19 protein-coding genes and 1 tRNA gene are annotated in these 23,666 nt (G+C 70.3%); 1 reads left to right on the top strand and 19 read right to left on the bottom strand.

Translation table 11 applies throughout. The annotated features are described in order from the left end of the window. Nucleotides 1-54: 54 nt before the first annotated feature. The 3 genes from ABIC29_RS08030 to ABIC29_RS08020 all read right to left on the bottom strand — a co-directional run bounded on the left by ABIC29_RS08030 (nucleotide 55) and on the right by ABIC29_RS08020 (nucleotide 5,263). Nucleotides 55-1,722 carry a DUF885 domain-containing protein gene (locus ABIC29_RS08030; RefSeq protein ID WP_354244160.1) on the bottom strand — a complete coding sequence of 556 codons (1,668 nt, stop codon included), beginning with the start codon at nucleotides 1,720-1,722 and terminating at the stop codon, nucleotides 55-57. Between the two features lie 110 nt (nucleotides 1,723-1,832). Beyond that, a complete protein-coding gene (gene polA / locus ABIC29_RS08025) occupies nucleotides 1,833-4,517 on the bottom strand; it encodes a DNA polymerase I (protein ID WP_354244157.1) in 2,685 nt (894 codons plus the stop codon). A gap of 140 nt (nucleotides 4,518-4,657) precedes the next feature. Then, the gene (locus tag ABIC29_RS08020; protein WP_116081633.1) at nucleotides 4,658-5,263 is read right to left on the bottom strand and encodes an ANTAR domain-containing response regulator; all 606 of its coding nucleotides are present in this window, start codon (nucleotides 5,261-5,263) and stop codon (nucleotides 4,658-4,660) included. Nucleotides 5,264-5,299: 36 nt separating this feature from the next. On the opposite strand from ABIC29_RS08020, the gene ABIC29_RS08015 reads away from it, so the two are divergent. Next, nucleotides 5,300-5,385 (top strand) — tRNA-Leu (locus tag ABIC29_RS08015). Nucleotides 5,386-5,436: 51 nt separating this feature from the next. Here the strand turns inward: ABIC29_RS08015 and ABIC29_RS08010 are convergent. The 16 genes from ABIC29_RS08010 to rpe form a co-directional block, all read right to left on the bottom strand. After that, complete coding sequence (locus tag ABIC29_RS08010) at nucleotides 5,437-6,351, bottom strand: alpha/beta fold hydrolase (protein WP_116082574.1); 915 nt, start codon at nucleotides 6,349-6,351, stop codon at nucleotides 5,437-5,439. A 155-nt stretch (nucleotides 6,352-6,506) separates the two neighbouring features. Next, entirely contained in the window at nucleotides 6,507-7,922 is a 1,416-nt protein-coding gene (pyk, locus tag ABIC29_RS08005; RefSeq protein ID WP_116081632.1) for a pyruvate kinase, read from the bottom strand. 77 nt (nucleotides 7,923-7,999) lie between these two features. Then, nucleotides 8,000-9,457, bottom strand: coding sequence for a glutamate synthase subunit beta (locus tag ABIC29_RS08000; RefSeq protein WP_116081631.1), 1,458 nt, complete (start codon nucleotides 9,455-9,457; stop codon nucleotides 8,000-8,002). 53 nt (nucleotides 9,458-9,510) lie between these two features. Next, a complete protein-coding gene (gltB, locus tag ABIC29_RS07995; RefSeq protein ID WP_116081630.1) occupies nucleotides 9,511-14,037 on the bottom strand; it encodes a glutamate synthase large subunit in 4,527 nt (1,508 codons plus the stop codon). A 161-nt stretch (nucleotides 14,038-14,198) separates the two neighbouring features. Continuing rightward, on the bottom strand, nucleotides 14,199-15,197 hold the full coding sequence (gene lgt, locus ABIC29_RS07990; RefSeq protein ID WP_116081629.1) for a prolipoprotein diacylglyceryl transferase: 999 nt from the start codon (nucleotides 15,195-15,197) through the stop codon (nucleotides 14,199-14,201). Between the two features lie 56 nt (nucleotides 15,198-15,253). After that, nucleotides 15,254-16,039 carry a tryptophan synthase subunit alpha gene (gene trpA / locus ABIC29_RS07985; protein WP_354244151.1) on the bottom strand — a complete coding sequence of 262 codons (786 nt, stop codon included), beginning with the start codon at nucleotides 16,037-16,039 and terminating at the stop codon, nucleotides 15,254-15,256. Beyond that, nucleotides 16,036-17,244 carry a tryptophan synthase subunit beta gene (gene trpB, locus ABIC29_RS07980; protein ID WP_354244149.1) on the bottom strand — a complete coding sequence of 403 codons (1,209 nt, stop codon included), beginning with the start codon at nucleotides 17,242-17,244 and terminating at the stop codon, nucleotides 16,036-16,038. The genes trpA and trpB overlap by 4 nt, the downstream gene beginning before the upstream one ends. 1 nt (nucleotide 17,245) lies before the next feature. Then, nucleotides 17,246-18,016, bottom strand: a complete 771-nt coding sequence (gene trpC, locus ABIC29_RS07975; RefSeq protein ID WP_116081626.1) for an indole-3-glycerol phosphate synthase TrpC — start codon at nucleotides 18,014-18,016, stop codon at nucleotides 17,246-17,248. A gap of 3 nt (nucleotides 18,017-18,019) precedes the next feature. Further along, a complete protein-coding gene (locus ABIC29_RS07970) occupies nucleotides 18,020-18,250 on the bottom strand; it encodes a DUF6704 family protein (protein WP_116081625.1) in 231 nt (76 codons plus the stop codon). Nucleotides 18,251-18,283: 33 nt separating this feature from the next. Further along, entirely contained in the window at nucleotides 18,284-19,093 is an 810-nt protein-coding gene (locus ABIC29_RS07965; protein WP_354244146.1) for a Trp biosynthesis-associated membrane protein, read from the bottom strand. Beyond that, on the bottom strand, nucleotides 19,090-20,616 hold the full coding sequence (locus ABIC29_RS07960) for an anthranilate synthase component I (RefSeq protein ID WP_116081623.1): 1,527 nt from the start codon (nucleotides 20,614-20,616) through the stop codon (nucleotides 19,090-19,092). The genes ABIC29_RS07965 and ABIC29_RS07960 overlap by 4 nt, the downstream gene beginning before the upstream one ends. 14 nt (nucleotides 20,617-20,630) lie before the next feature. Next, nucleotides 20,631-20,996: a phosphoribosyl-AMP cyclohydrolase gene (gene hisI, locus ABIC29_RS07955; RefSeq protein ID WP_116081622.1), complete on the bottom strand. Its 366-nt coding sequence runs from the start codon at nucleotides 20,994-20,996 to the stop codon at nucleotides 20,631-20,633. Further along, a complete protein-coding gene (gene hisF, locus ABIC29_RS07950; RefSeq protein WP_116081621.1) occupies nucleotides 20,993-21,754 on the bottom strand; it encodes an imidazole glycerol phosphate synthase subunit HisF in 762 nt (253 codons plus the stop codon). Before hisF ends, hisI begins: the two co-directional genes overlap by 4 nt. 7 nt (nucleotides 21,755-21,761) lie before the next feature. After that, nucleotides 21,762-22,601 (bottom strand): ATP phosphoribosyltransferase, encoded by an 840-nt coding sequence (hisG, locus tag ABIC29_RS07945; RefSeq protein ID WP_055857600.1) that lies wholly within the window; start codon nucleotides 22,599-22,601, stop codon nucleotides 21,762-21,764. Between the two features lie 62 nt (nucleotides 22,602-22,663). Beyond that, on the bottom strand, nucleotides 22,664-22,927 hold the full coding sequence (locus ABIC29_RS07940; RefSeq protein WP_055857598.1) for a phosphoribosyl-ATP diphosphatase: 264 nt from the start codon (nucleotides 22,925-22,927) through the stop codon (nucleotides 22,664-22,666). Beyond that, nucleotides 22,924-23,619, bottom strand: coding sequence for a ribulose-phosphate 3-epimerase (rpe, locus tag ABIC29_RS07935; RefSeq protein ID WP_116081620.1), 696 nt, complete (start codon nucleotides 23,617-23,619; stop codon nucleotides 22,924-22,926). The genes ABIC29_RS07940 and rpe overlap by 4 nt, the downstream gene beginning before the upstream one ends. Nucleotides 23,620-23,666 lie beyond the last annotated feature (47 nt).

Below are 23,666 nucleotides of genomic sequence, written 5' to 3'. Positions count from 1 at the left end.
CCTAGCGGACTCGGAGCGGGCACGGCAAGCCGGGCGCGTCGCACCGCTGCACGTTCAGCCGAGCAGGCTCCTGCGCAGCGTGTCGAGCCCGACTCCCCCGAGGTCGAGCGCACGTCGGTGGAACTCCTTGATGTCGAACTCCGCGCCCTCGCGTCGCTTCGCATCGTCGCGCAGCTGCTCCCAGATGCGCTGGCCGACCTTGTACGACGGAGCCTGACCCGGCCACCCCAGGTAGCGGTTGACCTCGAAGTCCACGAAGCCCTGGTTCATGTTCACGTTCGCCCCGAGGAACTCGAACGCGTAGTCGCCGGTCCAGACGCCCTCGCCGTCGGGGCGCTGCTTGCCGAGGTGCACGCCGATGTCGAGCACCACGCGGGCCGCACGCATGCGCTGCCCGTCGAGCATGCCGAGCCGGTCGGCCGGGTCGTCGAGGTAGCCGAGGTCCTGCATGAGTCGCTCGGCGTAGAGCGCCCACCCTTCGGCATGACCCGACGAACCGGCGAGTTGGCGACGCCAGGTGTTCAGCTTCGCGCGATTCACGACCGCCTGGCCGATCTGCAGGTGGTGCCCCGGAACGCCCTCGTGGTACACGGTCGTGAGCTCGCGCCACGTGTCGAACTCGGTCACGCCCTCTGGCACCGACCACCACATGCGCCCGGGACGGCTGAAGTCGTCGCTCGGGCCCGTGTAGTAGATGCCGCCGGACTGCGTCGGCGCGATCATGCACTCGAGCGTCCGGATCTGCTCTGGGATGTCGAACTGGGTGGCGCCGAGCTCGGACACCGCCCGGTCGCTGACCTCCTGCATCCAGCGCTGCAGGGCGTCGGTGCCGTGGAGCTTCCGGCTCTCGTCGCCGTCGAGGAACGCGATCGCCTCGGCGACGGATGCCCCCGGCGAGATCTCCCGGGCGACGGCCTCCTGCTCGGCGACCATGCGCGCGAGTTCCTCGATGCCCCACTCGTAGGTCTCGTCGAGATCGATGACCGCGCCGAGGAAGTGCCGCGACTGCAGCGCGTAGAGCTCCCGACCGACCGCGTCGGCGTCGCCCGCAGCGGGGAGCAGGTCGCGCTCCAGGAATGCCGCGAGTCGCCCGTACGCCTCGCCGGCGCCGTCCGCCCGCGTGTCGAGATCGGCGCGGAGTGCCGGGGGCAGGCTGTCGGGTGCGCCTCCCACGAACTCGGAGAAGAACCCGTCGCCACGTTCGAGCTTGCGCGCCTGCGCGGCCACCTCGCGCACCTGGCGCTTCGCGGGCACTGTGCCCCGTTCGATGCCGAGCCGCAGCGTGCGGATGTAGCCGTCGACGGCCGCGGGGAGGGCGCCGAGTCGCGTGGAGATCGTCGACCAGTCGTCGGCGTCGTCCGTCGCCATCAGGTCGAACACCTCGCGCAGCTCCTGCGCCGGGCTGGCGATCACGTTGAGGTCGCGGAACGGCAGGCCCGCCTCGTGCGCCTCCACATCGAGCGCGAGCTCCGATCGGAGGTCGGCCAGCGTGACCATGTCGACCTCGTCGACGGGCGTCGCCGCGTCGAGCTGGGCGATGGTGCGTCGCTTGGCGTCGAGCACCCCGTCGATGCCCTCGGGCGAATAATCGCCGAACCGCGAGTCGGCGTCCCTGCGCCCGATGTAGGTTCCGAGCGTCGGGCTCAGGTCGACGATGGTGTCGACCCACTCCTCCGCGATTCGGTCGATCTCGGTCGGGGTGCGCTGGTCGCTCGATGCCATGGGTCCGAGCCTAGGACACCGCACCGGGCGTGCACTCGGTCGCACGGGCTGCTTCGCCGGTCACCGCACCGTGCCCTTTCCTCACCGCGCACCGACGGTGCGGGCGCGGATCAGTGCGCCGCGTGCTCCCAGTCGCGCCCGCGTCCGACCGAGACGTCGAGCGGCACGAGCAGGTCGGCGGCCGTGGCCATGCGGTCGCGCACGACCGTCTCGAGCGTCTCGGACTCGCCGTCGGCGACCTCGAAGATGAGCTCGTCGTGCACCGTGAGCAGCATGCGGCTCGACATGCCGCGCGCGGCGAGCTCGGCCTCGACCGTGGTCATGGCGATCTTCATGATGTCGGCCGCCGAACCCTGGATCGGCGAGTTGAGCGCCGCGCGCTCCGCATTCTCGCGGTGCACGCGGTTCGGGCTCGTCAGGTCGGGGAACGGACGGCGACGACCGAAGATCGTCTCGGTGTACCCGTCGATGCGCGCCTGCTCGACGACGCCGCGCAGGTAGTCGCGCACCGCGCCGAACCGCTCGAAGTACTCCTTCATGAGCTGGGTCGCCTCGGCGCGATCGATGCGCAACTGCTTGGAGAGGCCGAACGCGCTGAGCCCGTAGGCCAGACCGTACGACATGGCCTTGACCTTCGTGCGCATGAGCGGCGTGACGTCGGCCGGGTCGACCGAGAACACGCGGGCACCCACGAAGCGGTGCAGGTCTTCGCCGGCGTTGAACGCCTCGATGAGCCCGGGGTCGCCGGAGAGGTGCGCCATGATGCGCATCTCGATCTGCGAGTAGTCGGCCGTCATCAGCTCGACGTACTCGTCGCCGTGCCGGAACGCCTTGCGGATGCGTCGGCCGTCTTCGGTGCGCGTCGGGATGTTCTGCAGGTTCGGGTCGTTCGAGGACATGCGCCCGGTCGCGGCGCCGATCTGGCCGTAGGAGGTGTGGATGCGCCGGTCGGCGGCGATCGACTTGTCGAGCGACTCCACGATCTGCCGGAGCTTGGTCGCATCGCGGTGCTCGAGCAGGTAGCCGAGGAACGGGTGCGGGTTCGACTCCTGCAGGTCGGCCAACGCGCTCGCGTCGGTCGTGTAGCCGGTCTTCGTCGCACGTGTCTTCGGCATGCCGAGCTGGTCGAAGAGCACCTCCTGCAACTGCTTCGGCGAGCCGAGGTTCACCTCGCGCCCGATCTCGGCGTACGCGGCGGCGGCGAGTGCCGCTGCACGGTCGCCCAACTCCGACGAGAGCGCGGACAGCTCGCCGTGGTCGACGGTGACGCCGCGCAGCTCCATGGCCGCGAGCACCGAGACGAGCGGCATCTCGACATCGGCGAGCAGGCCACGCGTCTGCTCGGGCAGCGCCCGGAGGATGATGGGCGCCAGTCGGAGCGTGTACCAGGCGAACTCGGGTGCTCCGGCATCGGAACCTTCCTCGGGAACCAGGAGCGAGGGATCTGCCTGCGGAAGGGTCTCGCCGAGATGCACATCGACCAGGTCGGCGAGCGAGCGCTCGGTGAGGTTCGGGCGGAGCAGCCAGCCGGCCACGAGCGTGTCGAGCACGAGCCCGTCGACGTCGAGGCCGGACCTCGCGATGGCCTTCAGCTGGCTCTTCGCGTCGGTCATGATCTTGGGCGCGTCGCTCGCCAGCCATCGGTCGAACGGCGCGACGGTCTCGTCGCCGGCGCGCCATGACAGACGCACGCTCTCGCTCGCGGTGGCGACGCCGGCGCCGATGACGACGCCGTCGAGCACGTCGAGGCTGAGGCCGAGACCGGCCGGCTCAGCGGCAACCGCACGCTCGAGCCAGTCGGCCAGCGCATCACCCGTGAGCGCCTGCGAGGCGGGGGCCTGCGGTGCGGCCGCCGCGGGCGCCTCGGCCTCGGCAGGTGCCGCACCCGCTCCCCCCGCCGCCGGAGCGCCGACGAGCTTCGCCAGCCGCTCGAGCAGCGTGCGGAACTCGAGTCGCTCGAACAGCGGTCGCACCTCGTCGAGCACGATCGGCTTCGCCTCGAGGGAATCGAGCTCGACGTCGAGCTCGACATCGGTCACCAGCCGGTTCAGACGGCGGTTGCGCACCGCGTTCTCACGCTGGTCGCGCAGGTTCTGGCCGACGACGCCCTTGATCTCGTCGGCGTGCTCGAGGATGCCGTCGAGATCGCCGTACAGGCCGAGCCACTTCACGGCGGTCTTCTCGCCGACCTTCGAGATGCCGATCAGGTTGTCGCTGGATTCGCCGACGAGGGCCGCGACATCGGGGTACTGCTCGGGCCGGATGCCGTAGCGCTCGGTGACCGCCGCGGGGTCGTAGCGCTTGAGCTGCGAGACGCCCTGGGTGTTCGGGTAGAGCAGGGTGACGTCGTCGTTCACGAGCTGGATCGTGTCGCGGTCGCCCGAGACGAGGAGCACCCGATAGCCGTCGGCGCGACCGCGCGCCGCGAGCGTCGCGAGGATGTCGTCGGCCTCGAAGTCCTCCTTCTCGAGGGTCGTGATGCCCATGGCCTGCAGCGCCTCCTGGAGCAGCGGCACCTGGCCCTTGAACTCCGCCGGCGTCTCGCCTCTGGTGCCCTTGTACTCGGGGTACTCGCGCGTGCGGAAGGAGGCGCGCGACATGTCGAACGCGACCGCGAGGTGCGTCGGGTTCTCGTTCGCGAGCAGCAGGAGCAGCATCGAGAGGAACCCGTGGATGGCGTTCGTGTGCTGCCCGTCGCGCGTGGTGAAGCTGTCGACCGGAAGTGCGTAGAACGCCCGGAATGCCAACGAGTGGCCGTCGATCACGAGAAGGGTGGGCTTGTCTGCGTCTGGCACCTGCCAAGCCTACAAGCGGCCGCCGACAGTGCTTCACCGGCCGACCGTCGCGAGAGGGCAGAGCAGCGCTCACGATGCCGGAAACGACGGATGCCGCGACGAGGCGTCTCGTCGCGGCATCCGTCGTTCGTACGGGCGGTCTACTTCTTCGCGGCCAGCTGCTCGATGATGGCCTGCGAGACGTCCTTCATGGTGAGGCGGCGATCCATCGACGCCTTCTGGATCCACCGGAACGCCTCTGGCTCGGTGAGGCCCATCTTCTCGTTGAGGAGGCCCTTGGCCCGGTCGACGAGCTTGCGCGTCTCGAAGCGCTCGACGAGGTCGCCGACCTCGGCCTCGAGCGCGATGATCTGGGCGTAGCGCGCGAGCGCGATCTCGATCGCCGGCAGCAGGTCGTTCGGCGTGAAGGGCTTCACGACGTAGGCGAGCGCGCCCGCCTCGCTGGCCCGCTCGACGAGCTCCTTCTGGCTGAACGCCGTGAGCAGCACCACCGGGGCGATGTGGCCCTTCGAGAGGCGCTCGGCGGCCGAGATGCCGTCGAGCTGGGGCATCTTCACGTCCATGATGACGAGGTCGGGGCGGAGCTCGGTGGCGAGCTGGACCGCGGTCTCGCCGTCACCGGCCTCTCCGACGACCTCGAAGCCGTTGTCACGGAGGATCTCGACGATGTCGAGTCGGATCAGCGACTCGTCCTCTGCCACGACGACGCGGCGCGGGGCCGACTGGGTGTGTTCCGTGTCTGTCACGGAGGAAAGCCTACGGTATTCTGAGCGAGGCCTCTGGCCGGTGTGGCGGAATGGCAGACGCGGAGCACTCAAAATGCTTTGCCCGAAAGGGCGTGTGGGTTCGACCCCCACCACCGGCACCACCCGATGACCCTCGCGCGACGCGACGATCGGCTCGTGCAGACGACGCTCGATCACGACTCGCTGATCGGCGGATGCTGCGAGCCGCGGTGGATCTCGTACAGCCGCGCGTGCCCCGGCGAGTTCGGGTCGTCCACGATCGGCCGATCGGCCATGAACAGCCTGATCAGGTGGGCGAGCTCACCGGAGTGGCTGAAGTTGATCGCATGCGCCGCGCCCTCGATCTGCACGATCAGGATGTGGTTGTCGGTCTGTTCCGCCACGTAGCGCACGCGCTCTGGACCAGGCATCAGGGGGTCGCGGTCGCCGAGCACTGCGAGCGTCGGGATGCGGAGCGCGAGCATGCGCTCGAGTGACGGGTACCGGGTGAGCGCCTTGAACATGCGCACGGTGCTCGGCACGCCGAAGCGGAGGTAGTCGGGGGTCACCACGCGCATCAGCCGCGGCGGTTCCCGGGTGCCGTCACGGCTGATCTGCCCCATCGCGCGCCGGAGCGGCTGGTTGAAGATGCCGCCGGCCGGCGACACGAGCACCGCCCGCTCGATGCGATCGGGGTAGTGGTGGGCGAACTCGCAGATGACCGGGCATCCCATCGAGTTGCCGACCAGCGTCACGCGCTCGATGCCCCGATCGTCGAGGAACCTGGCCGCGGCGTGCGCCAGGTCGGGCACGTCGAGTGCGGTGGCCGCCTTGCCGCTGCGCCCGAACCCGGGCAGGTCGGGCACGAGCGTGTGGAAGTCGCCGGCCAGTCGTTCGGCGGTGGGCAGGAGGTACCGGCCGGACAGGCCGAATCCGTGGACGTGCATCATGACCGGCGCGCCGGACGGAGGTTCGGGCGACTCGCGGAAGAACACGTCGACGCCGTCGACGTTCGTCCACCGCTCGGCGAGCGTCGTCGTCGGCCGCTTCGGCCCGCGCCGCTCGCGGCGCTCCGCCGCGTCGGATCCAGTCGACACCCGGTCCCGCATGAAGCGATCTTCGCACGTCGATGCCGGTGTGCGCACGCATCATCGTCACGGCGTGTGCGACGAGCACGTGCACGGTCGCGCGGCGACCGCACGGCTCCGGAATCGACGACGGCCCGGGCGCTCCGAGGGAGCGGCCGGGCCGTCGAGCCGAGGTGCTAGAGCACCTCGCCGACGACGTGCACACGCACGTCGTTCGTGGTGCCCGGGATTCCGGGAGGGGACCCGGAGATGATGACGACCTTCTCGCCCTTCGCCGCGCGGCCGGTACGGCCGAGCGCCTCGTCGACCTGGCCGACCATCTGGTCGGTGTGCGTCACGCGCTCGACGACGAAGGACTCGACGCCCCAGTTCAGCGCCATGCGGCGACGGATCGCGGGGTCGGGCGTGAACGCGAGGATGGGGATGTCGGAGCGCAGTCGCGACATGCGGCGCACCGTCTCACCGGATTCGGTGAACACGCAGAGGTACTTCGCCTCGACGAAGTCGGCGACCTCGACGGCGGCGAGGGTGATCGCGCCGGCCTGGGTGCGCGGCTTGGTGCCGAGCGGCGCGATGCGCTCGAGGCCGTGCTTCTCGGTGGACTCGACGATGCGGGCCATCGTCTGCACCGTGATGACCGGGTACTCCCCCACGCTGGTCTCGCCGGAGAGCATGACCGCGTCGGCACCGTCGAGGATCGCGTTCGCGACGTCGGAGGTCTCGGCGCGCGTCGGCACAGGGCTGTGGATCATCGACTCGAGCATCTGCGTCGCGACGATGACCGGCTTCGCCAGGCGGCGCGCGATCTCGACGGCGCGCTTCTGCACGATCGGCACGGCCTCGAGCGGCAGCTCGACGCCGAGGTCGCCACGGGCGACCATGATCGCGTCGAACGCCTCGGTGATCTCCTCGAGCGCGTCGACGGCCTGCGGCTTCTCGATCTTCGCGACGACGGGGACGCGGCGGCCGACCTCGTCCATGATCTCGTGCACGCGCTCGATGTCGGCCGCGTTGCGGACGAACGAGAGCGCGATGAGGTCGGCGCCGAGCTCGAGGCCCCAGCGCAGGTCCGCCTCGTCCTTCTCGGAGAGCGCAGGCACGTTGACCGCGACGCCCGGGAGGTTGATGCCCTTGTTGTTCGAGACGGGGCCGGCGACGATGACCTTCGTGGTGACCACGACGCCATCGGTCTCGACGACCTCGACGCGCACCTTGCCGTCGTCGATGAGGAGGAAGTCACCGGCCTTCACGTCTTGGGGCAGGCCCTTGAAGGTCGTGCCGACGAGCTCCTTCGTGCCGACGACGTCTTCGGTCGTGATCTTGAAGATGTCGCCCTCGGCGAGCTCGTGGGGGCCGTCGGCGAACTTGCCGAGGCGGATCTTCGGGCCCTGGAGGTCGACCAGTACCGCCACGGCCTTGCCGCTGTCGTTGGCGGCCTTCCGCACGTTCTGGTAGACGCCCTCGTGCACGTCGTAGCTGCCGTGGCTGAGGTTCATCCGCGCGACGTCGACGCCCGCATCGATGATCGCCCGGATCTGCTCGTAGCTCGATGTCGCCGGCCCGAGGGTGGCGACGATCTTCGCTCGTCTCATGTGGTTCTGCTCCAAGCTGTCTCCGCGCCTGCGCGCGGGGGGTTGTTTTCGGGTGACGCGCCGTCGACGCGTCGTGGTCAGATGGCGAACGCGCGAGCGGTCGCCGGCACAGGACTCGGCAGGTCGGTCTTGCCTTCAAGGTACCGGTCGACGGCGGATGCCGCAGCACGCCCTTCGGCGATGGCCCACACGATGAGCGACTGCCCGCGCCCCGCGTCACCGGCCACGAACACGCCGGGGAGCGAGGTCGCGTAGTCGGCGCCGCGCGCGAAGTTGCCACGCGCGTCGGCGGGCAGCTCGAGCTGGTCGTCGGTCATGGCCGTCTCCGGCCCGGTGAATCCGAGGGCGAGCAGCACGAGGTCGGCGGGGAGATCGCGCTCCGTGCCGGCCTTGGGCACGCGGCGCCCGTCGACGAACTCGGTCTCGGCGATGCGGATCGCCCGAAGCTCGCCGTTCTCGTTCGAGAGGAACTCGACGGTCGAGGCGAGGTACTGGCGCTCGCCGCCCTCCTCGTGCGCGCTCTGCATCTCGAAGAGGGTCGGATGCATCGGCCACGGCTGGTGCTCGGGCCGAGCCTCGCCCGGCTGCTTGCCGATCGCGAGGTTCGTGACCGAGAGGGCGCCCTGGCGGTGCGCGGTGCCGATGCAGTCCGCACCGGTGTCGCCGCCGCCGAGCACGATCACGTGCTTGCCCTCGGCCGTGATCTGGTCGTAGACCTGGTCGCCTGCCACCGCCCGGTTGGACTGCGTGAGGTACTCCATGGCGAAGTGCACGCCGGGCAGTTCACGGCCAGGGATCGGGAGATCGCGCGGCACCATCGCGCCGGTGGCGACCACGACGGCGTCGTAGCGCTCGCGGAGCTGGGCCCACGTGATGTCCACGCCGATGTCGACGCCCGCGCGGAAGCGGGTGCCCTCGGCCGTCATCTGCGCGATGCGCAGGTCGATGTGCTTCTTCTCCATCTTGAAGTCGGGGATGCCGTAGCGCAGCAGGCCGCCGATGCGGTCGTCGCGCTCGTAGACCGCGACCGTGTGTCCCGCCCGCGTCAGCTGCTGAGCGGCCGCGAGCCCGGCGGGACCGGACCCGACGACGGCGACCGTCTTGCCCGTGAGCCGCCCGGGGGGCTGGGGCTGCACCCAGCCGCTGCCGAAGGCCTGGTCGATGATCGAGACCTCGACCTGCTTGATGGTGACCGCGGGCTGGTTGATGCCGAGCACGCAGGCAGACTCGCAGGGGGCCGGGCACAGCCGACCCGTGAACTCGGGGAAGTTGTTCGTCGCGTGCAGGCGCTCGATCGCCGCGCGGCCCTCGCCGCGGAACATGAGGTCGTTCCACTCGGGGATCAGGTTGCCGAGCGGGCAGCCCTGATGGCAGAACGGGATGCCGCAGTCCATGCAGCGGCCGGCCTGACGACGCAGCTGGGCGGGATCGCCCTGCTCGTAGACCTCCTTGAAGTCCATGATGCGCACCGGCACGGGACGCCGCTTGGGCAGCTCGCGCTCGGTGACCTTCAGAAAGCCCTTCGGGTCAGCCACGGGTCGCCTCCAGGTGGTTCATGAGCAGAGCTCGGGTCGAGACCAGTTCGGAGTCAGCCACCGGTCACCTCCAGGATTCGAGTCCAGACCACGTCGCCGTCGGGGTCGAGCCCCTCGTCGACCGCGCTCTGGCGGGTTCGGAGCACTGCGGCGTAGTCGCGCGGCAGCACCTTGGTGAAGCGTTCGAACGCGGCGTCTCCTGCTGCGAGCAGGTCCGCGGCCACGGTCGAATCGGTGTTGGCGACGTGCTGCTCGAGCAGGTCGCGGACGATCTCGCGATCGGCGCTGCCGAGCGGGTGCAGCTCGAGCTCGCCGGTCTTCAGCGACTCGATGTTGACGCGCTCGGAGCGGAGCCCGAGCACGTATGCCGTGCCGCCGGACATTCCGGCGCCGAGGTTGCGCCCCGTGTCGCCCAGGATGAGCGCGAGCCCGCCGGTCATGTACTCGAGCGCATGGTCGCCCACGCCCTCGACCACCGCGGTCGCTCCGGAGTTGCGCACGAGGAACCGCTCGCCGACGATGCCGCGGATGAACATGCTGCCGCGCGTCGCGCCGTAGCCGATCACGTTGCCGGCGATGACGTTGCGCTCGGCGGCGAATCCGCTGTCGCGGGCCGGACGCACGACGATCTGGCCGCCGGAGAGCCCCTTGCCGACGTAGTCGTTCGAGTCGCCCTCGAGGCGGAGGGTGATGCCGCTGGGCAGGAACGCGCCGAGGCTCTGGCCGGCGGAGCCGGTGAGCGTGACGTCGATCGAGCCGGTCGGCAGGCCGTGCTCGCCATGGCGGACCGTGACCTGGTGGCCGAGCATCGTGCCGACGGCGCGCTCGGTGTTCTTGACGGGCAGTTCGATCTCGACGGTTCCGCCGCCCTCGAGCACGGCGGCGCTGCGACTGATCAGTTCGTTGTCGAAGTGCTTGTCGAGCTCGTGATCCTGCGTGCGGAGGTTGCGACGCGGGTCGGAGTCCGAGAAGTCGGGGCCGACGAGCACCGGCGTCAGGTCGAGGCCGGATGCCTTCCAGTGGTCGACCGCCCGGTCGATGTCGAGCAGCTCTCGGCGGCCGACGATCTCGTCGATCGAGCGGTAGCCGAGCTCGGCGAGGTACTCGCGCACCTCCTGGGCGATGAACTCGAAGAAGTTCACGACGAACTCTGGCTTGCCCGTGAACCGCTTGCGCAGCTCGGGGTTCTGGGTGGCGACGCCGACCGGGCAGGTGTCGAGGTGGCAGACGCGCATCATGACGCAGCCCTGCACGACGAGCGGAGCCGTGGCGAAGCCGAACTCCTCGGCGCCGAGCAGCGCGCCGATGATCACGTCGCGGCCGGTCTTCAACTGGCCGTCGACCTGCACGACGACGCGATCGCGCATGGCGTTCAGCATCAGCGTCTGCTGTGTCTCGGCCAGGCCGAGTTCCCAGGGCGTGCCGGCGTGCTTCAGCGAGTTGAGCGGGCTCGCGCCCGTTCCGCCGTCGTGGCCGGACACGAGGATCACGTCGGCCAGCGCCTTGGCGGTTCCCGCCGCGACCGCGCCGATGCCCGACTGGCTCACGAGCTTGACGTGCACGCGCGCCTCGGGATTCGCGCGCTTCAGGTCGAAGATGAGCTGCTTGAGGTCTTCGATCGAGTAGATGTCGTGGTGCGGCGGCGGCGAGATGAGGCCGACGCCCGCGGTCGCGTGCCTCGTGCGGGCGACCCAGGGGTAGACCTTGGTCGGAGGCAGCTGACCGCCCTCGCCGGGCTTCGCACCCTGTGCGAGCTTGATCTGGATGTCGTCGGCATGCGTGAGGTACATGCTCGTGACGCCGAATCGCCCGGACGCGACCTGCTTGATCGCGCTGCGGCGCTCGGGGTCGAGGAGTCGGTCGACGTCCTCGCCGCCCTCGCCGGTGTTCGACTTCGCGCCGAGCCGGTTCATCGCGATCGCGAGCGACTCGTGCGCCTCCTTGGAGATCGAGCCGTAGCTCATCGCACCCGTCGAGAAGCGCTTCACGATGGACTCGACCGACTCCACCTCGTCGATCGGCACGGCCGGTCGCGTTCCGCTGCGGAGCGCGAACAGCCCGCGGAGGGTCATCAGCTCTTCGGCCTGGGAGTCGACGAGCGCGGTGTACTCGCGGAACACGTCGTAGCGGCGGTTGCGCGTCGAGTGCTGGAGGCGGAAGACCGTCTCGGGGTTGAAGAGGTGCGGCGAGCCGTCACGGCGCCACTGGTACTCGCCGCCCGTCGAGAGCCGCTCGTGCGCGCGCACCGCGGCGTCCTCGGGGTAGGCCGCGCGATGGCGCGCGAGGTTCTCGGCCGCCACGACATCGATGCCGACGCCGCCCAGCTTCGAGACCGTGCCCGTGAAGTACTCGGCGATGAAGTCCTGCGCGAGGCCGACGGCCTCGAAGGCCTGCGCGCCCGCGTACGACGAGATGGTCGAGATGCCCATCTTGGACATGATCTTCAGCACGCCCTTGCCGAGCGCGTAGATGACGTTGCGAACGGCCTTCTCGGGCGTGACGCCCGTGATGACGCCGGCGCGCACCAGGTCTTCGCAGGTCTCCATGGCGAGGTACGGGTTGACGGCGCTGGCGCCGAACCCGACGAGCAGCGCGACGTGGTGCACCTCGCGGACGTCGCCGGCCTCGACCACGAGGCCGACCTCCATGCGGGTCTCCGAGCGGATCAGGTGGTGGTGCACAGCCGAGAGCATGAGCAGCGACGGGATCGGCGCGAGTTCGGCCGTCGAGTCGCGGTCGCTCAGCACGACGAAGCGGGCGCCGTCGGCGATCGCCTGGTCGGCCTCGACGCAGAGCTCGTCGAGGCGCGCACGCATGGCCTCCGGGCCGTCGTCGACCCGGTAGAGGCCCTTCAGCGTCTTGGTCGTGCGGGCGCCGCCGTCGCGAGGATCGATGTGCACGATCTTCGCGAGCTCGTCGTTGTCGATCACGGGGAAGTCGAGCGAGACCTGGCGCGCGTGGTCGGGACCCTGGGCGAGCAGGTTGTGCTCTGGGCCCAGCGACGTGCCGAGCGAGGTGACGACCGCTTCGCGGATGGAGTCGAGCGGCGGGTTCGTGACCTGCGCGAACTGCTGCGTGAAGTAGTCGAAGAGCAGGCGCGGGCGCTGCGAGAGCACCGCGACCGGCGTGTCGGAGCCCATGGCCCCGAGCGGCTCGGCTCCCGTGCGCGCCATCGGCGCGAGCAGGATCTTCACCTCCTCCTCGGTGTAGCCGAACGTGCGCTGGCGACGGTTGACCGATGCCGGCGGGTGCACGATGTGCTCGCGCTCGGGCAGCTCCGCGAGGCGGATGCGGCCGGAGTCGAGCCATTCGCCCCAGGGAGCGGATGCGGCGAGGTCGGCCTTGATCTCGTCGTCCTCGATCAGGCGGCCGGCCTCGGTGTCGACGAGGAACATGCGCCCGGGCTGCAGGCGCCCCTTTCGCACGACCTTCGAGGACGCCACCTCGAGCACGCCGATCTCGCTGGCGAGCACGACGAGGCCGTCGTCGGTGACGACGTAGCGGCCGGGGCGGAGCCCGTTGCGGTCGAGCGTCGCGCCGACGAGCGAGCCGTCGGTGAAGACGATCGCGGCGGGGCCGTCCCACGGCTCCATGAGCATCGAGTGGTACTCGTAGAACGCGCGGCGTTCGGGCGAGATCTCGGTCTGGTTCTCCCAGGCCTCCGGCACCATCATCATGATCGCGTGCGGCAGGCTGCGGCCCGCGAGGGTGAGCAGCTCGACGACCTCGTCGAACGAGGCGGAGTCGCTCGCGCCGGGCGTCACGATCGGCAGGATCGGGTCGAGGTCGCCGAGCAGCTCGGACTCGAGCTGCGACTGGCGCGCGCGCATCCAGTTGCGGTTGCCCTGGATCGTGTTGATCTCGCCGTTGTGCGCGATCATGCGGAACGGCTGTGCGAGCGGCCACGACGGGAACGTGTTCGTGGAGTACCGCGAGTGCACCAGCGCGAGCTTCGACGCGAACCGCTCGTCGGAGAGGTCGGGGTAGAACGGCTCGAGCTGCAGGGTCGTGACCATGCCCTTGTAGACGATGGTGCGGCACGACAGCGACATGAAGTAGAGCTCGAGCTCGCGCTCGGCTCGCTTGCGCAGGCGGAAGGCGAGGCGGTCGAGCGCGATGCCGGAGAGCCGGCGTCCCTTCTCGTCGACCGATGCCGACTGCACGAAGAGCTGGTGGACGGCGGGCATCGCCGCTCGGGCGAGCGTGCCGAGCTCTTCGGGGCGCACGGGCACCTCGCGCCAGGCGATGATGTCGAGACCCTCGGACACGGCGATCGCGCGGAGGCCCTGCTTGATCTTCGACCGCAGGCTCGGGTCGATCGGCAGGAACGCGTTGCCGACGGCATAGGAGCCCTCTGCGGGCAGCTCGACGTCGACGACCGCGCGGAGGAACGCGTCGGGGATCTGCGTGATGATGCCGGCGCCGTCGCCGGTGCCCGCGTCGGAGCCGATGGCGCCGCGGTGCTCGAGGTGGCGCAGCGCCTCGAGCGCCGTCGCGATGATGTCATGCCCTGCGGTGCCACGGAGCGTGGCGACCATGGCGAGCCCGCAGGCGTCTTTCTCGGCGGCGGGGTCGTACATGCCCTGGGCTGCGGGGATCGAACCGAACCTCGCGAAGGGTGGAGTGAGCGACACGTGTGACCGTCCTCATCTACTAGGTGGCAGCGGGGGACGACGTCGGCCCAGCGGAGAGAATGGCGACGCTAGGTGCGGCGTCGCTTCGGAGAACGAAGGCGGAAGGCCTAGGGGGTGGTGGACCTGTGCGTGCTTGTGGCCGCGGTCTCGCCCTCGATGTTCTCACTCCCGACCTCGTTGTCGAGAGAGTCGGAGTCGGACTCAGTTTCGTCCGAGTCTAGCGCAGCGTCGGGCCCCTTCCATTCACGGCCGGGAACGTAGGGCGTGACCTCGGAACCGGTGTGACGGCGGTACTGCACGATGAGCAGGATGACGCCCACGAGGATCGCGCCGAACGAGGCCCAGACGTTGACCCGGATGCCGAGGAACATCTCGCTCGGGTCGAGCCTGATCGACTCGAGGAACGCACGACCGAGGCCGTACCAGATGAGGTACACGGCGAAGGCGCGACCCCAGCGCATGTTGAAGGCGCGCTCGAGGAGCAGGATGGCCACGACACCCGCGAGGTTCCAGATGATCTCGTAGAGGAACGTGGGGTGGAACAGCGTGCCCTCCGCGAGGCCGGCCGGGAACGCGGCGTTGTCGGAGGAGATCTCGAGGCCCCACGGCAGGTCGGTCGGCGCCCCGAAGAGCTCGTGGTTGAACCAGTTGCCGAGCCGGCCTGCGGCCTGCGCGAGCAGGAGGCCGGGTGCGAGGGCGTCGGCGAACGACAGGAAGCGGATGCCGGTGAAGCGGCAGCCGATCAGGACACCGACCGCGCCGCCGATGAGGGCGCCGTAGATGGCGTTGCCGCCCTCCCAGATGTTCCAGACCGCACCCGGTGCGAAGGGATTCCAGACGTTCGCGCCCTCGAAGAAGTAGTCGTTCGGGTGCGTGAGGACGTGGTAGATCCTGGCGCCGATGATGCCGAGCGGCACAGCCCAGAGGGCGATGTCGATCACGACGCCGGGCTCGGCGCCACGCTTGGTCAGTCGGCGCGACGTGATGATGACGGCCAGGATGATGCCGACGAGGATGCAGATCGCATACATGTGGATCGTGAACGGCCCCACCTGGAACGACTGCCACTCGGGGGACGGGCTCGGGATGCTCAGCGGTGCGATCACGCGGACTGCTGCCTTTCGTCTGGGGCTTCGGCCACTCGGGCCTCAGTCAGCGTACTTCACTCGGAACGCGTGCCGCGCGCGAGGTCGGCGGCCAGCGCTCCGGCGGCCGTGACACCGCCCTCGGCCAGTGCCCTCACCAGTGCGGAACCGACGATCGCGCCCTGCGCGTACGCGAGCACTTCGGCGACCTGATCGGCCGTCGAGATGCCGACGCCGACGCAGCTCGCCTCGGCACCGGCTGCGCCGAGACGGTCGACGAGCGTTCGCGCCGCCGCATCGACGTCGGCGCGAGCGCCCGTGATGCCCATGGTCGAGACCGCGTAGACGAACCCACGGCTGGCCTCGACGGTGCGCACGAGGCGCTCGTCGGTCGAGGTCGGCGCCGCGAGGAAGACCCGGTCGAGCCCGGTGCGCTCCGAGGCGGCGATCCAGTCGGCGCCCTCGTCGGGGATGAGGTCGGGCGTGATGAGGCCCGCTCCCCCGGCCGCGGCGAGGTCGTCGGCGAACCGGTCGACGCCGTACTGCACGACGGGGTTCCAATAGGTCATCAGCAGCACCGGGGCATCCACGCGCTCCGTGACGCGACGCACGGCCTCGAAGCCGTGCGACAGCCGGAAGCCGTTGGCCAGCGCCTGCTGCGTTGCAGCCTGGATCACGGGGCCGTCCATGACGGGATCCGAGTAGGGCAAACCGAGCTCGAGCACGTCGACGCCGTTCTCGACGAGCGCGACGGCTGCCTCGACGCTCTCGTCGAGCGTGGGGAATCCGACGGGGAGGTACCCGATGAGTGCGCCGTTGGCGTCGTCGTTGCGGCGACGGATGACGGGGGCGACCGTTCTCACGTGGCGTCCTCCTGGTCGTAGAGCTCGAAGTACTTGGCCGCCGTGTCCATGTCCTTGTCACCGCGCCCGGAGAGGTTCACGAGGATGGTGGCCTCGGGCCCGAGCTCGAGGCCGAGCTGGAGCGCACCCGCGAGGGCGTGCGCGGACTCGATCGCGGGGATGATGCCCTCGGTGCGCGTGAGCAGGCGCAGCGCCTGCATGGCCGCGTCGTCGGTCACGGGCCGGTACTCGGCCCGGCCGATCGCGGAGAGCCAGGAGTGCTCGGGGCCGACGCCCGGGTAGTCGAGGCCCGCCGAGATCGAGTGCGACTCGATCGTCTGGCCGTCGTCGTCCTGGAGCAGGTAGCTGCGGGCGCCGTGGAGCACGCCCGGGCGGCCCTTCGTGATCGTCGCGGCGTGCCGCGGCGTGTCGACGCCCTCTCCGCCGGCTTCGAAGCCGTAGATCTTCACGTCGGCGTCGTCGAGGAACGCGTGGAAGAGGCCGATGGCGTTCGACCCGCCGCCGACGCACGCGGCGATCGCCGTGGGCAGCGCCCCAGTGAGGTCGAGCACCTGCTGGCGCGCCTCCTCGCCGATGATCTTCTGGAAGTCGCGAACCATCTCGGGGAACGGGTGCGGACCCGCGACCGTGCCGAAGATGTAGTTGGTCGTCTCGACGTTCGTGACCCAGTCGCGCATGGCGTCGTTGATCGCGTCCTTCAGGGTGCGCGAGCCGGTCTTCACCGCGATGACCTCGGCACCGAGCAGGCGCATGCGCGCCACGTTGAGGGCCTGGCGTTCGGTGTCGACCTCGCCCATGTAGATCGTGCACTCGAGGTCGAAGAGCGCGGCGGCCGTCGCCGTGGCGACGCCGTGCTGGCCCGCACCCGTCTCGGCGATCACGCGCGACTTGCCGATGCGCTTGGTGAGCAGCGCCTGGCCGAGGACGTTGTTGATCTTGTGCGAGCCCGTGTGGTTCAGGTCTTCGCGCTTCAGGATGACGCGCGCGCCGCCGGCGTGCTTCGCGAAGCGCGGCACCTCGGTGATGATCGAGGGTCGGCCCGTGTAGCTGCGACCGAGCTCGGCGAGCTCCTCGGCGAACGTCGGATCGAGCTTGGCGAGGTCGTAGGCCTCGCCGAGCTGATCGAGGGCGGCGATGAGGGATTCGGGCACGAAGCGCCCACCGAAATCGCCGAAGTACGGACCGGTCTGCGCTCTGAGCGCCATGTCACACCGCCAGGAAAGCTGAGAGGTTGGCCATCGGGTCGCCCGTCACGAGCGCCTCGCCCACGAGGACGGCGTCGGCCCCTGACGCACGGTAGTGCGCGACATCCGCCGCGGAGAGCACCGCGGACTCGGCGACGCGGATGGCATCTGAGGGGAATCGGTCGGCGAGCCGGCCGAAGAGGTCGCGATCGAGCTCGAACGTCGAGAGGTCGCGGGCGTTGACGCCGATCAGGCGCGCGCCGAGCGCCTTCGCCCGTTCGAGTTCGTCGGCGGAGTGCGTCTCGACGAGCGCCGTCATGCCGAGCGAGCCGATGAGCTCGTGCAGCTCGCGCAGCGTCGCGTCGTCGAGCGCGGCCACGATGAGCAGCACCAGGTCGGCACCGGCTGCGCGCGCCTCGAACACCTGGTAAGGCGTCGCGATGAAGTCCTTGCGCAGCACCGGGATCGCCACAGCTGCACGGACGTTCTCGAGGTCTTCGAGCGAGCCCTTGAACTTGCGCCCCTCGGTGAGGACGCTGATGGCGCTCGCACCGCCGAGCTCGTACGTGCGCGCCAGCTCGGCGGGGTCGTCGATGCTCGCGAGCGCACCGCGCGAAGGGCTCGCGCGCTTGATCTCGGCGATCACCTTCACGTGCTCGGCGGGGCGCAGTGCCCGCAGCGCGTCGAGCGCGGGGGCGCGGTCGAGCGCAGCACGCTCGACGACGTCGAGCGGCCTGCGTTCACGGCGCGCGAGAGCGTCGGCGACGGAGTTCGCCGTCAGGTCGGCGAGCACGCGTCAGTGGGCTTTCGCGGCGACCTTGTCGCCCCCGACGCCGTAGCCGGCCCGGGCGAGGAGCCAGCCGACGACCAGGCCGATGACGACGATGCCGGCCGAGGCCCAGACGAGCCACGCGAGCTCGAACCAGAACGCGAAGGTGCCCACCGTGAAGCCGACGAGCATGATGATGACGGCGATCCACGCCGCGGGCGAGTGTCCGTGGCCGGGGTCTGCGGTCTCAGTGCTCATGTTGCTCCTTCGTGCTGGGGGTTCGCCGCAAGTCTAGCGGCTGGGTTCGGTCGGGCTCTCACGCCCGTCGCGGGCCGTGTCATCTTCGCGGGATCGCTCGGCGGTCTCGCCGTGCCGGTCGACGGAATCGCCGGTCGGCGCGTCGGTCTCGTCGGATCCGTCGGTGGGGTCGTCGCCTCGGCTCAGCTCGTCCCAGGCGTCGACGGCGCGATCCGAGGCCCGGCGGCGGGCGTCGGTCTGGGGCAGTGCGCGCTCGGCGTCCGCAACCGCGGCGCCGGCGGCGGAGGCGTCCGCGTCGCCTTCGGCTCCATGGCCTGCATCGGCGAGCCGCGTGGTCGAGTAGCGTCGCGACGAGCCGGGCCAGCGCCCGCCGGTCACGAGCGCCGCGAGGCCCGCGAGCACGACGAGCACCCCGCCCGCGACCGCGACCCACGGCCAGGCGGTCGCGTCGACGGATGCCACGAGCGCCGCCGTCGGCCCGGATCCCGCGACGCCCGTGGCATCCGTCACCGCCGGAGCCACCGCCTTCACGGGAGCGCCGAGGGCGATCGAGCTCGCGAGCACGATCGAGCCGCCGAGCAGGAACTGGATCACGGCGAGCACCACGCGGATGACGGGGCCCGCGATCGCGAGCGCCGCGACGAGCGCGAGCCCGGCGAGGCCGAGCGCCGCGAGGGCGGGCGAGGCGATGCTGCCGCCGACCTCGATCGGATCGCCGCCGCCCTGCGTCACCGGGTCGACGATGCGGAGCTCGAACCAGGTCTGGCTCCACGAGAGCAGCACCAGTCCGGCGCCGACGAGGCCGACGAGGAGGGTGAGCGACTTGAGCCGCGAGCCGGTCACGGGATGCTCCGGAGCGCATTCGCGATGGCGACCGCCCGCAGGGGCGCCGCGGCCTTGTTGCGCGACTCCTCGAACTCGGATTCGGCGACCGAGTCGGCGACGAGCCCGGCGCCGGCCTGGACGCGCGCGACTCCCCCGCTGATCGTGGCCGTGCGGATCGCGATCGCGAGGTCGGCGTCGCCGCCGAAGCCGAAGTACCCGACGACGCCGCCGTAGAGGCCTCGCTGGGCGGGCTCGAGCTCGTCGATGATCTCGAGCGCGCGCGGCTTCGGCGCCCCGGACAGGGTGCCGGCGGGGAACGCCGCCCGGAAGACGTCGACGGCGTTCGCCTGCGGTGACAGGTCGCCCTCGACCGAGGAGACGAGGTGCATGATGTGGCTGAACCGCTCGACGCGCATGAACTCGGTCACCTCGACCGAGCCGGCGCGGCACACCTTCGCCAGGTCGTTGCGCGCGAGGTCGACGAGCATGAGGTGCTCGGCCTGCTCCTTGGGATCGGCGATGAGCTCGGCCTCGAACTCGGCATCTGCCTCGGGTGTCGCACCGCGGGGCTTCGATCCGGCGATCGGATGCGTGAACACGCGCCCCTGCTGCACCTTCACGAGCGCCTCTGGCGACGAGCCCACGATGTGCACGGGCTCGCCCGCGGCATCCGACACGTGCACGAAGTACATGTAGGGGCTCGGGTTCAGGGTACGCAGCACCCGGTAGACGTCGAGCGGATCGGCCGTGACCTCCTGCTCGAAGCGCTGCGAGATGACCACCTGGAAGACGTCGCCCTCGCGGATGTACTCGCGCGAGCGCTCGACCGCGGCGAGGAAGTCGGACTGCTCGGTGCGGTGCGTCGGGCTGGCGACGACGTCGAGGTCGATCGTCGCGAGATGGGCCTCGGAGGGGCGGGAGAGGTCGCGCTGCATGCGGTCGAGGCGTTCCTGCGCTCCGACCCACAGCGCATCGGGCTCGTCGACGCCGTCGTTCAGCACGGACGCGACGAGCTGCACGGTTCCGGTGCGATGGTCGATGACCGCGAGCTCGGCGACGAAGCAGAACGCCTGGCCGGGCATGTCGAAGTCGGCCGGCGGACGGTTCGGGAGGTGCTCGATCTGCCGGATCGCCTCCCACCCGATGAACCCGACGAGGCCGCCGGTCAGGGGCGGCGCGCCGGGCACATCGTCGGAGCGCCACCGCTCGTAGAGCGACTCGAGCGCGGCGAGGGGCTCGAGCCCGGCCGCGTCGCCGAGCGCACGCGCGACGTCGAGGCCGAGGCCGTGGTCGTTCCACCGCACGCCGCCCTCGTGCTCGGTGAGCACGCCGTACGACGAGACGCCCACGAACGAGTACCGCGACCAGATGCCGCCCTGCTCGGCCGACTCGAGGAGGAAGGTTCCGGGGCGGTCGCGTGCGAGCTTGCGGTAGATGCCGACCGGGGTCTCCCCGTCGGCGAAGAGCTCGCGCACGACGGGCACGACCCGGCGGCCTGGCAGCAGCGCCGTGAACTCGTCGAACGTGGTGGTGGCTGGCACGCGAGCGCTCCTCGTCAGTCGGCGGGCGGGAAGCCCTGGACGACCTCGAGCGGGTCGCCCACGAAACAGGTCCGGGTTCCGGTGTGGCACGCCACGCCGATCTGCTCGACGGTCACGAGCAGCGTGTCGGCGTCGCAGTCGAGCGCGGCGGCACGCACGTACTGGGCGTGGCCCGACGTGTCGCCCTTGCGCCAGTACTCCTGCCGCGACCGCGACCAGAACGTGACGCGCCCCTCGGTGAGGGTGCGTCGCATGGCCTCGCGGTCCATCCAGCCGAGCATGAGCACCTCGCCGGTGCCCTCCTGCTGGATCACGGCCGGCAGCAGGCCGTCGCCGTTGAACATCGCCCGGTCGACCGCGCTCTGCACTGGGTCGGTCATCGCACGACCCTCCCGTCTGCCGCGAGTGCGGCCTTCACCTGGCCGATGGTCAGCTCGGCATTGTGGAACACGGATGCCGCGAGCACCGCATCGGCGCCGACCGCGACGGCCGGCGCGAAGTGCTCGACCGCGCCCGCACCGCCGGAGGCGATCACGGGCACGCGGGACAGCTCGTGCATGAGGGCGACGAGCTCGAGGTCGAAGCCCGCCTTCGTGCCGTCGGCGTCGATCGAGTTGACGAGCAGTTCGCCCGCGCCGAGCTCGATCGCCGTGCGCGCCCACTCGAGCGCGTCGAGGTCGGTCTCGGTGCGGCCGCCGTGCGTCGTGACGACGAAGCCAGACTCGGTGCGCTCCGAGCGCTTGACGTCGAGCGAGAGCACGAGCACCTGCGCGCCGAAGCGGTCGGCGATCTCGCCGATGAGCGCGGGGCGCGCGATCGCGGCGCTGTTGACCCCCACCTTGTCGGCACCGTGGCCGAGCAGGCGGGCGACGTCGTCGTTCGAACGGATGCCGCCGCCGACGGTGAGCGGGATGAACACCTGTTCGGCGACCCGCTGCACCATGTCGTAGGTGGTCGACCGGTCGTCGACGGTCGCCGTGACGTCGAGGAACGTGAGCTCGTCGGCCCCCTGCTCGCCGTAGCGGGCCGCGAGTTCGACGGGGTCGCCGGCATCGCGCAGGTTCTCGAAGTTGACGCCCTTGACGACGCGGCCGGCGGCCACGTCGAGGCACGGGATCACGCGGATCGCGAGCGTCATGAGCGCCTCACAACCGCGCTGCGTGGATCGCGCTCACGAGGATCGCGCGGGCGCCGATCGCGTAGAGCTCGTCCATGACCTGGTTCATGTCGGTGCGGGGGATCATGACCCGCACGGCAACCCACTCGGGGTCGTGCAGCGGTGACACGGTCGGTGACTCGAAGCCGGGGGCCGCAGCGGTCGCGCGCTCGAGGTGCGCGACGGGCACGTCGTAGTCGAGCAGGACGTACTGGCGAGCGACGAGCACGCCCTGGAGGCGACGGAGGAGGGTGTCGGCACCGGCCTTGTCGACGCCGGAGCCGATGAGCACGGCTTCTGAGTCGAGGATGACGGGGCCGAAGATCTCGAGCCCGGCCTGGCGGAGCGTCGAGCCGGTGGAGACGACGTCGGCGACCGCGTCGGCAACGCCGAGGCGCACGGCCGACTCCACCGCGCCGTCGAGCTTGACGAGCTTCGACGTGACCCCGTGGCCGGCGAGGAAGCCGCCGACGAGCCCCGGATAGCTCGTCGCCACCCGGACGCCCTGCAGGTCGGAGAGCTCCGTGAAGGCGCCCGCCGGTCCGGCGAACCGGAACGTGGAGTCGCCGAACCCGAGGGGCGCGATCTCGGAGGCGTCCGAGCCGGAGTCGAGCAGCAGGTCGCGACCCGTGATGCCGACGTCGAGCGCACCCGAGCCGACGTAGGTCGCGATGTCGCGCGGACGCAGGTAGAAGAACTCGACCCCGTTGCGGGGGTCGGCGGTGTGCAGGTCGCGCGGATCGCGGCGGCCGGTGTACCCGGCCTCCCACAGCATCTGCGCGGCGGTCTCTGACAGCGAGCCCTTGTTGGGCACGGCGATTCGAAGCATGTTCTGACCTTCTGGTTGCGGCGATTCAGCCGAGTCGACGGATCTGACGGGTCGGAGCGCGATCAGAGATGTCGGTACACGTCGGCGGGCGAGAGCCCCTTCGCGAGCATCAGCACCTGCAGGTGGTAGAGCAGCTGCGAGATCTCCTCGGCAGCCTCGTCGTCGGTCTGGTATTCGGCGGCCATCCACACCTCGGCCGCTTCCTCGACGATCTTCTTTCCGATGGCGTGCACGCCTGCATCGAGCTCGCGCACGGTGCCGGAACCCTCTGGACGGGTGCGGGCCTTCTCGCTGAGCTCGACGAAGAGTTCGTCGAATGTCTTCACGACTTCAGACTACCGGTGCCCGGCAACGCCCCATGCCGATGTGTCGCCGCGACGTCGCGGAGCGCCGCGATGCGCTCGGCGGGAACCTCGGCGCCGAACACCGCGGAGCCGGCCACGAACGTGTCGGCTCCGGCCTCTGCGGCGATGCCGATCGTGTCGAGCGAGATGCCGCCGTCGACCTGCAGCCACACGTCGAGGCCCGCGGCGCGCACCGCGTCGGAGACTCGACGCAGCTTCGGCATCGTCTCGAGCATGAACGACTGGCCGCCGAATCCGGGCTCGACGGTCATGATGAGCACCTGGTCGAACTCGGGCAGCAGCTCGAGGTAGGGTGCGGCATCCGTCCCGGGCTTCAGGGCGACTCCCGCGCGTGCGCCGATCGAGCGCAGTCGGCGTGCGAGCTTCACGGGATCGTCGGACGCCTCGGCGTGGAAGGTGACCGAGAACGCACCGAGCTCGGCGTAGCCGGGTCCCCAGCGATCGACATCCGAGATCATGAGGTGCACGTCGAGCGGGATCGGGCTGACGTCCTGCAGACGGCCGACCATCTGCGGGCCGAAGGTCAGGTTCGGCACGAAGTGGTTGTCCATGACGTCGACGTGCACGAGGTCGGCGGTCGCGATGCGCGCGAGCTCGGACTCGAGGTTCACGAAGTCGGCAGCGAGGATGCTCGGGTTGATCCGCGTCGTCATGCTGCCAGCCTAGCGAGGCACGGGCCGGCTGGCCGGTCAGGCTCCTG

It is taken from the genome of Agromyces sp. PvR057, assembly GCF_040547485.1.
Taxonomy (GTDB): Bacteria; Actinomycetota; Actinomycetes; order Actinomycetales; family Microbacteriaceae; genus Agromyces.
The sequence above is the reverse complement of the archived record's forward strand: the minus strand, read 5'-3'. Positions and strand labels throughout refer to the sequence as shown.

Excerpts from the sequence above, each read along its gene's own strand:
- ABIC29_RS08010 (WP_116082574.1), bottom strand. The coding sequence starts at position 6,351 with ATGCGGGACCGGGTGTCGACTGGATCCGACGCGGCGGAGCGCCGCGAG.
- ABIC29_RS07970 (WP_116081625.1), bottom strand. The coding sequence starts at position 18,250 with ATGAGCACTGAGACCGCAGACCCCGGCCACGGACACTCGCCCGCGGCG.
- ABIC29_RS08030 (WP_354244160.1), bottom strand. The coding sequence starts at position 1,722 with ATGGCATCGAGCGACCAGCGCACCCCGACCGAGATCGACCGAATCGCG.
- trpB (WP_354244149.1), bottom strand. The coding sequence starts at position 17,244 with ATGGCGCTCAGAGCGCAGACCGGTCCGTACTTCGGCGATTTCGGTGGG.
- hisG (WP_055857600.1), bottom strand. The coding sequence starts at position 22,601 with ATGCTTCGAATCGCCGTGCCCAACAAGGGCTCGCTGTCAGAGACCGCC.
- hisI (WP_116081622.1), bottom strand. The coding sequence starts at position 20,996 with ATGACCGACCCAGTGCAGAGCGCGGTCGACCGGGCGATGTTCAACGGC.
- gltB (WP_116081630.1), bottom strand. The coding sequence starts at position 14,037 with ATGTACGACCCCGCCGCCGAGAAAGACGCCTGCGGGCTCGCCATGGTC.
- hisF (WP_116081621.1), bottom strand. The coding sequence starts at position 21,754 with ATGACGCTCGCGATCCGCGTGATCCCGTGCCTCGACGTGGCCGCCGGC.
- rpe (WP_116081620.1), bottom strand. The coding sequence starts at position 23,619 with ATGACGACGCGGATCAACCCGAGCATCCTCGCTGCCGACTTCGTGAAC.
- pyk (WP_116081632.1), bottom strand. The coding sequence starts at position 7,922 with ATGAGACGAGCGAAGATCGTCGCCACCCTCGGGCCGGCGACATCGAGC.